The organism is Roseicitreum antarcticum (genome assembly GCF_014681765.1).
Classification (GTDB): domain Bacteria; phylum Pseudomonadota; class Alphaproteobacteria; order Rhodobacterales; family Rhodobacteraceae; genus Roseicitreum; species Roseicitreum antarcticum.
This window is the reverse complement of record NZ_CP061498.1, coordinates 2,989,526-3,002,280: the sequence shown is the minus strand read 5'-3', so window position 1 is coordinate 3,002,280 and position 12,755 is coordinate 2,989,526. Positions and strand designations below refer to the sequence as shown.

The window sequence follows — 12,755 nt, the reverse complement described above, 5'->3', positions numbered from 1 at the left end:
AGGGCTGACGGTGATGTCCGAAGAACCGAACCGGTGGGAAGGCGTTTACCGAAGCAAGGAGGAGGCTGAGACCAGCTGGTATGAAGAACACCCGCAGGTCTCGCACGACCTTATCGCCGCGACGGGCGCAGGAACAGAAGTAGCTATCGTCGATGTGGGCGCGGGAGCATCTCGGCTTGTGGACTGCCTGCTGGACCACGGCTTCCGCAGGATCACCGTGCTTGACCTCTCGGAAACGGCTATCGCGACGGCTCGGGCGCGACAGACCCAGAATGCCCCGGTCGAATGGGTGGTGGGCAACGTCCTGCAATGGAAACCCGCCGGGCGCTTCGATGTCTGGCATGATCGGGCGGCGTTCCATTTCCTGACCGGGACTGCTGATCAGGACGCATACTTGCAGGTCATGGATCGGGCCTTGCTGTCAGGCGGCCATGCCATCATCGGAACATTCGCGTTAGACGGCCCGACCTCGTGCAGCGGCCTGCCGGTCGCCCGCTATGACGCGACCCTGCTGTCTGGGCGGCTGGGCGACGGTTATCGGCTGATCCGATCCCTCAACCATGAACACAGCACACCTTGGGGCAGTGTGCAGCGGTTCCATTTCGGCCTCTTCCGAAAGGCCTGACACACGTCAGCGTGCTGTCAATCGACAGCGGCCGCGTTTGATCTCTGCGCTTGCAGGTCCCGAATATGTTCCGGCCAAGTCGACTTGATGTAATCCAGGATCGCCTCGATCTCATGCGAGTCCAGCACGGAACTGAAGCCCGGCATGCCCGACGTAAACGTCACACCCATGTCGTCCAGGACTGCCTGACCGCCGCGGGTGATGTAGTCGATCAGCATCGCATCGTCGTGGTGCCAGGTGTGCCCGGTCTCGTCATGGGGCGGCGCCGGGAACACGTCGTTGGCGTCGGGGCTGCGCCAATCTGGCTGTCCCTCAAGGTTGACGCCGTGGCAGGCCGCGCAGTGCTCGACGTACAGCTCTCGGCCGGAGTCGGACTGCGCCTCGGCGTGCAGGAAGGCAGCGGCCGGGAGCGGCAGCAGTCCTATCAATGATAACACTACCGGAAACAGAAGCCGTCCGGGCAAACGGCGTGTGATGGACAATCGGTGTGTCTGCGAGCACCGGGACGCGGCGATCATCTGAAGAAGACGTATTTTACGAGGGCGGCGATTATGAGCACCACGAGGACCGCAAGCACGAGCCCCCAGAGCCCCATTCCCCATATCATGCCTTCGCCCATCATCATGCCATCCTCCATCATCCTACCGCTCCCCTGAATCCTAGTGGTCGTACGTCTTTCCCGACAGCCCGTCGATGATCGGGCATTCGGGGCGGGCATCGCCGTGGCAGTTCTCAACAAGATGCCCGAGCATCTCCCGCAGCCCGGTCAACTCCGCAATCTTGCGGTCGATCTTGCCGAGCTTCTCGGTTGCGATCGCCTTCACATCCGCGCTGGCACGGTCGCGGTTGGTGTAAAGCGAAAGCAGCTGCCGACATTCTTCGACCGAAAATCCAAGGCTGCGGGACCGCTGAACAAAGCGGAGCCGATGAACGTCCTCAGTGGAATAGTCGCGGTAGCCATTCGCGGCCCGGTCGGCAGTCAGGAGCCCGATGTCCTCGTAATAGCGAATCGTCTTGGGCGGCAGGCCCGATTGCCGGGCGGCAGTGCCTATGTTCATGGCGCATCTCCCAAGCTCATTCCCCCAACATAGGGGTTCCAGCGACTGTAAGCTCAAGAGCTTTCGACGAAATCAGCAAAATGTGGCCGCGCGGACTGTCCCGCGCGGCCAGCGTGGGCTTAGTTGGCGTTCTCAGCCAGCCAAGCGGTCATCTGCTCGATCTCGCCGACCTGTGCGACAATGATCTCTTCAGCCAGCGCCCGCATCTGCGGATCGTCGCCATGTTCAAGCAACACCTGCGCCATATCGATTGCGCCCTGATGGTGGGCAATCATCCCGCAAGCGAAGGCCACGTCGGCATCTTCCATCATCATGCCTTCGTGCATCGCCGGCATACTGATCATCATCCGGCGCATGTTCTCCTGGACATGCTCGGGCATGGATTTGAGGTCTATGCCTCCCATTCCCATCATGTCCATCATGCCACCTGCCTGATCGGCCTGCATTGCGCCATGACCCATTGCCGAGTGGTCCATTCCACCCACAGCGGTCGCAGAGGTACACTGCGCGGGCAGTTGGAATTCTGCGTCCTGAGCCGATGCAGGCGACGAGAATGCGGCTGCGGCAACAGCTGCCGCGAGGATCGTTTTTGAGATATTCATCTTGAGTTCTCCTGAATGTATGATTTGTCGAGCGATCAAAGCCACAGACGTCGCGGAGGGGGGGTGATCACTCCCGGTTCGCTTCCCGAACCCCTAAGCGCCACGGCAACCATCGTCTCGTCGTTGGAAGCAAAAGCTGTCATCTCATGCAGATCGACTGAAATACCGGGATGACAGTGGTTCATTACACAGCAACCGATTGCTGAGGCTTGGCAGTCCACGTCCAAGGTGACGTGTAGAACCCGCTGAGGGTCGTCCTCTCCGGCGTGCGTATGGTGGCTGTGGGATGCGGGGAATACTGCGTGAATAGTGGACGAGGCGGCCTCCGACCCGAGAGGCGGCCAGACGAGGATGACGGCCAGCGTCATCAGCACGGCCAGTGCCACCCTCCAGATCTGGACAGACCGCTTCATCTATACTTCCTGCGCCTCGGGATAGGACAGCCAGCAACTGGAACCCCCATCTGAGCAATGAGGTTTCATCTGGCCATGTTGTCTGGAGGCATCGCTCTGCATCACGCTGCACGGCGGGGGGGATATCCCACATCCTCGAGAACTGCCGCGACCGCCGACTCGTCAGCAGCGGACACCACGTTGACGCGCTTCTGGGGCAGATCGATGTCGACCTTCGCCTGCGGATCGACCGAATGGATCGCCTTTGTGACGCTCTTGGCGCAGCCGCTGCACGTCATGTTGTCGATCTGGAACTGCATGGGAATCTCCTGACGGGTTTTCATTGCCCGATAGATGGGGCTTCCAGTTGGTGGAAGGTCAAGGGGCGACATCAACACGAAATTGGGTGTTGACCTTCCCGTGACTGGAAAGAGCAGAAGAGATGACAATCGCAAATGACGTGACCCCTATCGCTCATCCACCGGCGACTGGAATCATTGGTTGAGATTTGCGCGTCTGCGCGGTGTGAGCAATGGCCATTGGTGCGGAACCCATCGTCGAGTGGAGCGCCGATGGCGATTGCGGTTTTAGCGAGGCTGCGTAGGCGGCAGGTGTCATGTATCCGAGCGATGAATGCGGCCGCGCGGTGTTGAAGTCGGTCCGCCACGCGGCGATCACCGCACGGGCATGGCTCAACGAGAAGAACATGTGCTCGTTCAGACATTCGTCGCGCATTCGACCGTGGAAGCTCTCGGCGAACGCGTTCTGGGTAGGCTTGCCGGGCGCGATATGGCGCCAGTCGAGCTTCAACTCCTGGGTGAACGTCAAGACGGCCAGGGAGGTGAACTCTGTGCCGTTGTCGCTGACAATTGCGCCGGGTCGGCCACGCCGGTCGATAATGGCCCGCACCTCCCGAACCACCCGCTTGCCCGAGATCGACGTGTCCGGAATGGCAGCCAGACATTCCTTCGTCACGTCGTCGATGACGTTCAGCACCCTGAACCGCCGACCGTGGGCGAGCTGGTCGTGGACAAAGTCGACGGACCATCGACTGTTCGGGCCTGTTGCCAGCGGGATCGGTGTGCGCGCCACCGCGATCCGGCGGCGGGATTTGCGGCGCCGGACCGTCAGGCCCTCCTCGCGGTAGAGGCGCTGCGTCTTCTTGCGGTTCATGGCATAGCCCTCCTGGCGGAGCAGGACGTGCAGACGGCGGTAGCCGAAGCGGCGTCGCTGATCGGCCAGTTCCCGCAGCCGCGCCCGCAACCCATGATCGTCGGGACGTCTGCTCCGATAGCGGACCGAACTGCGATCCGCGTCAATCATGGCGCATGCTCGCCGCTCGCTCACCTCGAGGCTCGCCATGAGGTGGGTCACGGCCTCCCGCCGCGCAGCGGGCGCTACCACTTTTTTGACAGCAGGTCTTTCAACCCCGCATTGTCGAGCATGGCATCCGCATACAGCCGCTTCAGCTTCGCGTTCTCATCCTCGAGTGCCTTCAGCCGCCGCGCATCCGACACATCCATGCCGCCGTACTTGGCTTTCCACGCATAGAACGTCGCTGATGACATTCCGTGCCTCCGGCAAAGATCGGCCACCGTCGCACCGGCGTCGTTCTCTCGCAGCATGCCGATGATCTGCTCTTCGCCGAACCTGCTTCGCTTCATATCCAGTCCCTTTGCTTCGGTCCGGATTCCAGCAGCGTCTGGAGGAGAAACAAGGGGTCACGTCACAAACTCTACAGTGCCCGGAAGATTTGGCACGTTCTGCGACGGGAAGGTGTGGATGTTGCCCGATGCACTGTGAAGCGGTTGATGCGCGCTTGGGGATCAGGGGCGTGGTGCGAGGTAAAATGGTTATCACCAAAAACCCGGACTCTTCTCAGCTATGCTCGGACGACAAGGTGAACCGCCTGTTCGAGGCGGATCGACCAAACAAGCTATGGGTTTCGGACTTTACCTATGTGCCCACATGGTCAGGCACTGTCTACGTAGCGTTTGTCATCGCAGACCGGCATAGGCGCCGGCCAGACCCAACCCGCCGATGAGCAGCCCGCGACGCGACGGGCTGCAGGTTCCGGCACTTGGGGACGGCCGCTCGTCCGTCACGTCAGCGCAACCACCGCCATCACCACGGCCATGCCGACCATCATCAAGTTCTCGGTCAGCGACACGAAGCCGAGCGGCACCGTGCTGTCGCCGCCCACGCATGCGCATTTCAATTCGCGCTTGTCGATGTAGACGGCCTTGAACACCGAAACCGCGCCAACCGTCCCGATGAACAGCGCGGACGGAACCGACAGCCAGTTCCAGATCATTGCCGTCATCAAGAGGCCCGCACCTGTCTCGACGAAGGGATAGACGTAGCCGTAGCGGACCCAGCGTTTGGCCAGCAGGTCGTAATTGAGGAACATGGTCGAGAAACTCTCAAGGTCCTTGAGCTTCTGCAGGCCGAGCAGGACCATCGAGATCGAGATGAACCATCCGAGTGTCTGCCAAGCGAGGAGCGTCGGCATCGCCACCCACGCGAAGGCGAGCGCGAGGAGGGCGGCGACGGAGAAGAGCGCGATGATCGGCGTGTAAGAGGTCTCGTCGGCATCCGCGTCCGCCTTGCCGAAATGCACCTGCAGGTCATCGTAACCGCCGATCCGCGCGCCCTCTATGAAGGTCTGCGGCGTGGTTTTCACGCCGTGCTTCTCCATGAAGGCGTCGGTCTCGGCGCGGGTCGACAAGTGGTTATCCTCGACCGCGAAGCCCTCCCGCTCCAGCAGGTCCTTTGACTTGAGGCCGTAAGGGCAGGTGTGTTCGGGCATGACCATTCGGTACAGGATGGCTGTCTTGGCTTGGGTGTCCTTAAGCATCGCGCGGTCCTTTTTTCAGTTGCACGTCCAATAGCGGTCGTAGCGCACCCGCAGGGGCGGCTCGGTCGTCAGGTCGAAGATCAGGTCGGCCCCTTCGCCCGCATCGGCCTCGAACAGTCAGCCTCGGACAATCGGCCTTTAGATGCATGGCAAACGTCCAAGCCATCCCATCACGGCCACCGACAGGGCGCTGCTGGTGTAGGCCTCGCATATCGGCGTGTTCAAACAAGATGTCGTGTTCTGTTCGACGGAATAGCGGCTCATCTCTGAGGCCAGATCGGGTGATGGTCGTCGATCACGAAGCGATGCGCGTGGCGCATGGGCTTGTGCCGGTGCCGGGTTGTGCCGGTGTCGGCCCAGACGATCTCCGGTGCATGAAGGTCGTCATCGCCCGGCTCGTGTGCATGCTCGATTCCCTCGTGCTCGTGTTCGAGTTCTTCAGGATCTTCGCGTGGCCAGAATGTCATCGCGGCGACCGCACCAAGTGCGGCAAAGACCGTCAGGATGAGATAGGTCGGGCCCATTCCCAAACGTGCGCCAAGCCAACCGGCGGCGGGATAGGCGGCCAGCCAACAGACATGCGACAGGGCGAACTGGGCCGCGAACAGGGCTGGCCGGTCCTCGGGGTGCGAAGACCGGCGCAAGAGGATCCCGGCCGGTGTCTGCACCAGGGATGCACCCGCGCCGAGCACGGTCCAGATCACAAGGGTCGTCCAGTAGCCCCCGAGGAGCGCGACCGTCACCAGTGCCGCTGGCAGCAGAAACCCACCTGCCAGCATGATCGCGCGCGGTTCGAAACGGTTGCTCAGGCGCGGCAACGAAAGCGCGACGAAGATCGAGCCTATGCCGTAAGCGGCGAAAAACAGGGCCACGCCCTGATTGTCGCCTCCAAACGTATCCTTCACGATAACGACGGTGTTGACGACGACCATGGACCCGGCCGCCGCAACCGCAACGCTGAGGGCCAGGAGGCCGCGCAGGCGTGGCGTGGCCAGATAAATCCAGATGCCCCGCGTCAACCGCTCGCGGAAGCTTCTCCGCTCGACGCGGGACAGGTTCGGCAGGATAACGGAGATGACGAGAAACGCCGAGGCGATGAAACCGAGCGCGTTGCCGACGAACAGCCAGTGAAAGCTCGTAACCGCGAGCAGCAGCCCGGCAATCAGCGGACTGGCCAGGGCTTCCAGATCGTAGGCCAGACGCGACAGCGAGAGCGCGTTGGTGTACTCTCTCTCGTCCGGCAAGATGTCCGGGATCGTTGCCTGGAACGTCGGTGTGAAGACTGCCGAGCAGGCCTGAAACAGGAAGACCAGGGCGTAGATTTGCCAGATTTCGGTGACGAAGGGCAAAAACAGCACCATCGCGGCGCGAAGGATATCGAGTGTGACCAGCAAGCCGCGTCTCGGGAACAGCCCCGCCAAGGCACCGCCGACGGGCGCGATCCCGACATAGGCGACCATCTTGATGGTCAGGGCGATGCCGAGGACAAGCCCCGCATCGGACCCGGCAAGATCATAGGCCAGAAGCGCAAGCGCTATGGTCGTCAAGCCGGTGCCGATGAGCGACAGCACCTGAGCGCCGAAGAGATGCCGGTAGGTGCGGTTGCCTAGAATGCCTAGCATCGGACTAATCTGATTTTTCGCCCGCTCACCGTTGGTTTCCCAGCATGTTCAGCTCGATGGCACCCTTGCGACGGCTCTTGACGGAGTTGTCTCTCGCGTCGTTCAGCTGTTCGAGATCATCCAGGATCGGGCAATCGGGCCGGTGATCGCCGGAGCAGTTGGCTGCCAGGTCTTCCAGCGTATTGGCCATATTCTCCAACTCGCTGATTTTCCAACGGAGGCTTTCGACATGGGCCAGCGCCAGACGTTTGACATCGGCGCTCTGACGCGAGCGGTCACGCCACAGGCTGAGAAGGCCGCCAATCGCATCGACCGAGAATCCCATATCGCGGGCGCGGCGGACGAAGCGCAGCATATGCACGTCCTGCGCCAAATAGGTTCGATAGCCCGACTCTGCCCGGCTGGCGGGCGGGATCAGACCGTTTTGTTCGTAGTAGCGGATCATCTTGGCCGATACGCCCGATGCCCCCGCGGCTTCCCCGATGTTCATGCCTGGCTCCTTTGCATTGCCGCCGCGCGTGCGTCGCCATCTTCCGGGGTGAAGAAGACGTCGGCATGCAGGTCCTCCTGACGGAGGCCCGCCGCCATCGTGGCTTCCATCACCGTATCGATCATCGCCGGTGGTCCGGCCGTATAGGTCTTCCAGCCATCGAGATCCTTGATGTCGGCTGCGACCGCGTCGGCGACATACCCTGTCCGGAACGGCGGGGTGCCGGTCTCGCCGGAAAGGACGGGTATGAAATGCAGATTATCATACCGGTAGGCCAGCTCGTGGAAATGAGGGAGCTGGTAGAGATCGCGGGTCGTCCGCACCCCGAAGTAGAGATGGATGGGTTGCGCCATGCCCATCGACAGCGCGGTCTCGACGATGGACTGGATCGGGGCCAGCCCCGAGCCGCCCGCGACCGCGAGGATCGGACCGGTATGGCCGTGCCGGAGCCAGGACGATCCGAACGGCCCTTCGATCCGGACGGCCTCACCCGGCTTCAGGTTCCGGTGAATATGGCCCGATGTCACCCCTTCCGGAACATGCCGGACGTGAAACTCAAGCCCGGTATCCCCCGGTAGATTTGCCATCGAATAGTCGCGCGACGGGCTTCCGGGCACGGTGAGGCGAACATATTGACCGGCGGAGAATGCAAGCGGATCACCGGCCAGAGCGAGGCGGATGACCCTGATGTCATGCGTTGCGTCCCGCACGTCCGTCACACGCGCCGCAACCTGGCGCACCGTATGGTGTGGCTGTTCTTCCTCGTCGCCGAGCCAGGCAAGGACCAGATCGTCTTGCGGCAAGGCGCGGCAGGCGAGGATAAGACCCGCTGCCTTTTCGGCGTCGGTCAGGGCGAAACGGCTGTGTTCCAACAGATCGACCTTGCCGTCGATCAGCCTCGACTTGCAGGTGCCGCAGCGCCCCGACCGGCATCCATGGGGGTACTCGACACCTTGTTCGAGTGCCGCTTCCAGAACGGTCTGGGTGTGGGAGACCTGAATGGTCCGGTTCGCCTGATGTATCCGGACATTCTTTGATGGGGCGGGCTTTGTCGGGGCGGGCTTTGCGTCAGTCTGCGCCATGACTCACGCCCTTTCCCGAAGTGCCGCTTCGATCTCGGATTTCTGCTTTGCGAAGGTGCCGTAGGTGAACCAGCCGTGTCCTGCGGTGATCGGTGCGACCCGCACACCGTAGCGCTCCAGCGCTTCCTCCATGATGGCCTGATCGGTCAGATCGCGCTCGTCGTAGTGGATGCCTTCGCGATCGAGCCATGCCTTGAGGGCGTGGCAGTCCGGACAGGTGGGCGTCGTATAGATCGTCAGGCCGGTGGCTGTGTCTGCATCTGTTCCAAAGACCATGATGTCCTCCATCTGGTTGCTTGCGTCGGCTCCGGGCCGTCAATGGCCCGGAGCTTGGGTGCTTTGCGGTTTTATTCAGCCGCGGCGAGGCGCGGCTGTTGCACATCTGTGCTCTTGGGGGCCGCATCGCCTTGCATCGGAGCCTTGAACCGGCGCAGCCGCAGCGCGTTGCCCAGCACGAACACGCTGGAGAGCGCCATGGCACCCGCTGCGAAGATCGGCGACAGCAACAGGCCGAAGGCGGGATAGAGCGCCCCCGCCGCGACCGGGATCAGCGCCGTGTTGTAGGCAAAGGCCCAGAACAGGTTCTGCTTGATGTTGCGGATCGTCGCCTGACTGATCGCGATTGCGTTCGGCACACCTTTCAGGCTGCCTGACATCAGCACGACGTCCGCCGCTTCGATGGCCACGTCGGTGCCGGTGCCGATGGCAAGGCCGACATCGGCCTGGGCGAGCGCAGGCGCATCGTTGATGCCGTCGCCCACGAACGCCAGTCGGCCATACTTGGCTTTCAGGCGCTTGACCGCGTCCACCTTGCCGTCGGGCAGCACCTCGGCCACGACCTCGTCGATGCCAAGACGGCGTGCGATGGCCTCGGCCGTGCGGCGGTTGTCGCCGGTGATCATCACGACCTTCAGCCCCAGATCATGCAGCGCTTCGATCGCCTCGGGCGTCGTCTTCTTGATCGGATCGGCGACCGCCACGATGGCGGCAAGCTTTCCGTCGATCGCCGCATAGAGCGGGGTCTTGCCTTCGTCGCCGAGCCGGTTGGCGGTTTCTGTGAACAGCGCCGTATCGAGGCCGAGTTTGGCCATGAAGCGGTCCGCCCCGATCTCGACACGGACGCCCCCGACTTCGGCTTCGACGCCGAACCCGGTCACGGAATCGAACCCCGTCACTTTTGGCAGATCGAGCCCTTCGGCCTTGGCCGCTTCGACGATGGCCCGTGCGATGGGATGCTCGGAATGGACTTCGACGGCCGCGATTTTGGCAAGAACGTCTTTCCGCTCGAAACCTTCGGCCAGGTCGAGATCGGTCAGCGCCGGTTTGCCTTCGGTGAGGGTGCCGGTCTTGTCGAGTGCCACGACCTTCGCCTCTTTCAGAAGCTGCAAGGCTTCGCCTCTGCGGAAGAGCACGCCCATCTCGGCCCCGCGCCCGGTGCCCACCATGATCGAGGTCGGCGTGGCGAGGCCCATGGCACAGGGGCAGGCAATGATCAGGACCGCCACCGCGTTGACCAGACCGAAGGTGAGGGCGGGTTCGGGACCCCAGATCATCCAGATGATGAAGGTCGCCGTTGCAACCAGCATGACGGCGGGCACGAACCACGTCGTCACCTTGTCGACCACGGCCTGGATCGGTAGTTTCGATCCCTGCGCTTCCTCGACCATGCGGATGATCTGCGCGAGCATGGTATCGGCCCCGACGGCGGTCGCCTCGAAAGCCAGCGCTCCGGTCTGGTTTACCGTACCGCCGACCACTTCAGCGCCTTTTGATTTTTCGACCGGAATCGGCTCGCCGGTGATCATGGACTCGTCGATATAGCTCTTGCCCTCGATCACCGCGCCATCGACCGGCACCCGCTCGCCGGGCCGTACCTCGATGATATCTCCGGGGGCGACGTCGGCGACGGCGACCTCGGTGGTCTGGCCGTCACGGCGCACGCGCGCCATCTTGGGCTGGAGCCCGACGAGGCGCTTGATCGCCTCCGACGTGCGCCCCTTGGCGCGCGCTTCGAGATACCTGCCGAGCAGGATCAGCGTGACGATGACGGCGGCCGCCTCGAAATAGACGTTCACCGTACCGGCTGGCAGCAGGGACGGCGCGAAGGTCGCCACCACCGAATAGAGGAACGCGGCGGACGTGCCGACCGCGACAAGGCTGTTCATGTCCGGCGCGCCGCGCAGCAGCATCGGAAAGCCGTGGGTGTAGAAGCGGATACCGGGAATGCTGAGCACCAGAAGTGTGAAGCCGAACTGGATGTACCAGTTCGCCTGCATGCCGATCGTGTTCATGATCAGCTCATGCATGCCGGGAATGAGGTGGCTGCCCATCTCCAGAATGAAGACAGGAACCGTCAACGCTGCCGCCAGAGTCAGGTCGCGCCTTAGTGCGGCTTCCTCTGCATCCTTGCGGGCGGCCGTTTCGGCGTGTTCGTCGCCGCTCCGGTCGATGGGCTTTGCTTCATAGCCGGTCTTCTCGACCGCCTCGATCAAAGCCGCAAGGTCCGCGCCGCCGGTCACGTGGGCCCGCTCGGTCGCAAGATTGACTGTGGCGGTGACCACACCGGGCACCGCCTTCAGCGCCTTTTCCACCCGGCCCACGCAGGAGGCACAGGTCATGCCGCCGATCGCCAGGTCGATCGAGCCGGTAGGAACATCGTACCCGACACCTCGAACCGCGTCCGCCAGCACGTCGCGTGCGACCGGGGCCGACAGCGTTATCTCGGCCTTCTCCGTTGCCAGGTTTACGTTTGCGCTGGCGACGCCGGGCACGGCTTTCAACGCCGCCTCGACACGGCCGACGCAAGAGGCGCAGGTCATCCCTTCGATTGGCAAAGACACCTTATCCTTATCTTGCGAATGCGTTCTTACCGGTGCGTTCATCACCGTCTCCTTTTCTCGAATCCATCACTCGCAAATGAAGATGGGGCTTCCAGCGATGGTAAGGTCAAGGGAAAGTTAATAATTTTTTTGCCTCTTGACCTTCCAACGGTGGGAGGCCCCATTTGGTTATGCATGAGCTAAACCAAGGAGATTCTCATGCAGTTTCACATCGAAAACATGTCCTGCGGCGGCTGCGCGAAAAGCGTGGTTGCGGCGATCCGTTCCGTGGACGCGAAGGCCGAGATCGCGACCGATCCGCCGAACCGGAAGGTCGACGTGACAACCAGCGCATCGCGTGCGGACGTGGAAGCCGTGCTCGAAGAAGCCGGCTACCCCGCCGCGCGCGCAGCCTGAACGGAGGGACGCACCATGAACAGGTTTTCAATTGCGTTCATCGGCGGTGCCCTGGCATTGTCGGCAGGGCTGGCCTTTGCCGAGACACGCATGAGCGACGGCACCGGCACTCACGGCCACGATATGCACGCAGGCGGACAGGGTTCGGATGCCGGGCATTCCCTGGGTGAACCGGCGGCGATCGACGCGGCCACGCGGACGATCGACGTTTCCATGATTGAGACTGACGACGGCCGAATGCTGTTCGAGCCCGGTTTGATCGAGGTCCAGCCGGGCGAAACCGTGCGCTTCGCCATATCGAACGACGGCATGATCGAGCACGAGTTCATTTTCAATACGACGGCGGAGATCATGGCGCACAAGGACGACATGATGTCGGAGGCGGCCCATGACATGCCGCACGACACGGACAACGCGATCACCCTTCAGCCTGGCGAGAGCGGAGAACTGGCATGGACGTTCGCCAGCGCGGGTGAATTCAGGTTCGCATGCCTCATTCCGGGTCACTACGAGGCCGGGATGTTCGGACCCCTGGTCGTGACGGCACCGTCCACATGAGGTGATCGCACGATTGAATGACAGCTCACCGACGTCGGCATGCAGGGCGCTTGGCATCGTCGCCAACCCGCACTTCAAGCGGCGTTGCTGCACAACGTGTCGGAGGGTCGGCATACGACGCCAACACACGCACTGGCAGCAAACACGCTTGATCACAGGGCTGACTCGCCCGAACTTGCCCTCGAGCGGCAGACCCCCTTGGGAATGCCGGTTAAGAAACCAGACAATCAGGA

The 12,755-nt window shown here is 62.4% G+C and carries 15 protein-coding genes and 1 pseudogene; 4 read left to right on the top strand and 12 right to left on the bottom strand.

What is annotated here, in order from left to right:
• The first annotated feature begins 13 nt into the window (after positions 1-13).
• The gene (locus H9529_RS14310) at positions 14-625 is read left to right on the top strand and encodes a class I SAM-dependent methyltransferase (RefSeq protein ID WP_092892043.1); all 612 of its coding nucleotides are present in this window, start codon (positions 14-16) and stop codon (positions 623-625) included.
• 17 nt (positions 626-642) lie between these two features.
• On the opposite strand, the gene H9529_RS14305 is transcribed toward H9529_RS14310, so the two are convergent.
• From H9529_RS14305 to H9529_RS14285, 6 genes are all read right to left on the bottom strand, one after another.
• Positions 643-1,107, bottom strand: a complete 465-nt coding sequence (locus H9529_RS14305; RefSeq protein WP_223814181.1) for a c-type cytochrome — start codon at positions 1,105-1,107, stop codon at positions 643-645.
• Between the two features lie 32 nt (positions 1,108-1,139).
• Entirely contained in the window at positions 1,140-1,265 is a 126-nt protein-coding gene (locus H9529_RS21115) for a hypothetical protein (protein WP_092892039.1), read from the bottom strand.
• 19 nt (positions 1,266-1,284) lie between these two features.
• Positions 1,285-1,683 carry a Cu(I)-responsive transcriptional regulator gene (cueR, locus tag H9529_RS14300; RefSeq protein ID WP_092892037.1) on the bottom strand — a complete coding sequence of 133 codons (399 nt, stop codon included), beginning with the start codon at positions 1,681-1,683 and terminating at the stop codon, positions 1,285-1,287.
• A gap of 119 nt (positions 1,684-1,802) precedes the next feature.
• Complete coding sequence (copM, locus tag H9529_RS14295; RefSeq protein ID WP_092892035.1) at positions 1,803-2,285, bottom strand: CopM family metallochaperone; 483 nt, start codon at positions 2,283-2,285, stop codon at positions 1,803-1,805.
• 514 nt (positions 2,286-2,799) lie between these two features.
• Positions 2,800-2,997 carry a heavy-metal-associated domain-containing protein gene (locus H9529_RS14290; protein WP_092892030.1) on the bottom strand — a complete coding sequence of 66 codons (198 nt, stop codon included), beginning with the start codon at positions 2,995-2,997 and terminating at the stop codon, positions 2,800-2,802.
• A 154-nt stretch (positions 2,998-3,151) separates the two neighbouring features.
• Positions 3,152-4,341, bottom strand: a protein-coding gene (locus H9529_RS14285; RefSeq protein WP_092892028.1) for an IS3 family transposase whose coding sequence is annotated in 2 segments (ribosomal slippage) — positions 3,152-4,089 and positions 4,089-4,341 — 1,191 coding nt in all. Because the reading frame shifts where the segments join, the coding sequence is not laid out codon by codon here.
• 21 nt (positions 4,342-4,362) lie between these two features.
• Between H9529_RS14285 and H9529_RS20805 the strand changes: the two are divergent.
• Positions 4,363-4,679, top strand: a pseudogene (locus H9529_RS20805) (IS3 family transposase); the annotation flags it as partial.
• Between the two features lie 99 nt (positions 4,680-4,778).
• Here H9529_RS20805 and H9529_RS14275 read toward each other — a convergent pair.
• The 6 genes from H9529_RS14275 to H9529_RS14250 form a co-directional block, all read right to left on the bottom strand.
• Complete coding sequence (locus tag H9529_RS14275) at positions 4,779-5,534, bottom strand: MauE/DoxX family redox-associated membrane protein (RefSeq protein WP_092892026.1); 756 nt, start codon at positions 5,532-5,534, stop codon at positions 4,779-4,781.
• Positions 5,535-5,794: 260 nt separating this feature from the next.
• Positions 5,795-7,156, bottom strand: coding sequence for an MFS transporter (locus tag H9529_RS14270; RefSeq protein WP_092892024.1), 1,362 nt, complete (start codon positions 7,154-7,156; stop codon positions 5,795-5,797).
• Between the two features lie 25 nt (positions 7,157-7,181).
• Positions 7,182-7,646, bottom strand: a complete 465-nt coding sequence (gene cueR, locus H9529_RS14265; RefSeq protein ID WP_092892022.1) for a Cu(I)-responsive transcriptional regulator — start codon at positions 7,644-7,646, stop codon at positions 7,182-7,184.
• The gene (locus H9529_RS14260; protein ID WP_092892020.1) at positions 7,643-8,728 is read right to left on the bottom strand and encodes a 2Fe-2S iron-sulfur cluster-binding protein; all 1,086 of its coding nucleotides are present in this window, start codon (positions 8,726-8,728) and stop codon (positions 7,643-7,645) included. The genes cueR (H9529_RS14265) and H9529_RS14260 overlap by 4 nt, the downstream gene beginning before the upstream one ends.
• Positions 8,729-8,731: 3 nt before the next feature.
• Entirely contained in the window at positions 8,732-9,004 is a 273-nt protein-coding gene (locus H9529_RS14255) for a glutaredoxin family protein (RefSeq protein WP_092892079.1), read from the bottom strand.
• Positions 9,005-9,075: 71 nt separating this feature from the next.
• Entirely contained in the window at positions 9,076-11,610 is a 2,535-nt protein-coding gene (locus H9529_RS14250; RefSeq protein WP_092892018.1) for a heavy metal translocating P-type ATPase, read from the bottom strand.
• Positions 11,611-11,766: 156 nt separating this feature from the next.
• Between H9529_RS14250 and H9529_RS14245 the strand changes: the two genes are divergently transcribed.
• Together H9529_RS14245 and H9529_RS14240 are read left to right on the top strand one after the other, a co-directional pair.
• The gene (locus tag H9529_RS14245; protein WP_092892016.1) at positions 11,767-11,964 is read left to right on the top strand and encodes a heavy-metal-associated domain-containing protein; all 198 of its coding nucleotides are present in this window, start codon (positions 11,767-11,769) and stop codon (positions 11,962-11,964) included.
• A 15-nt stretch (positions 11,965-11,979) separates the two neighbouring features.
• The gene (locus tag H9529_RS14240; RefSeq protein ID WP_092892014.1) at positions 11,980-12,522 is read left to right on the top strand and encodes a cupredoxin domain-containing protein; all 543 of its coding nucleotides are present in this window, start codon (positions 11,980-11,982) and stop codon (positions 12,520-12,522) included.
• Positions 12,523-12,755 lie beyond the last annotated feature (233 nt).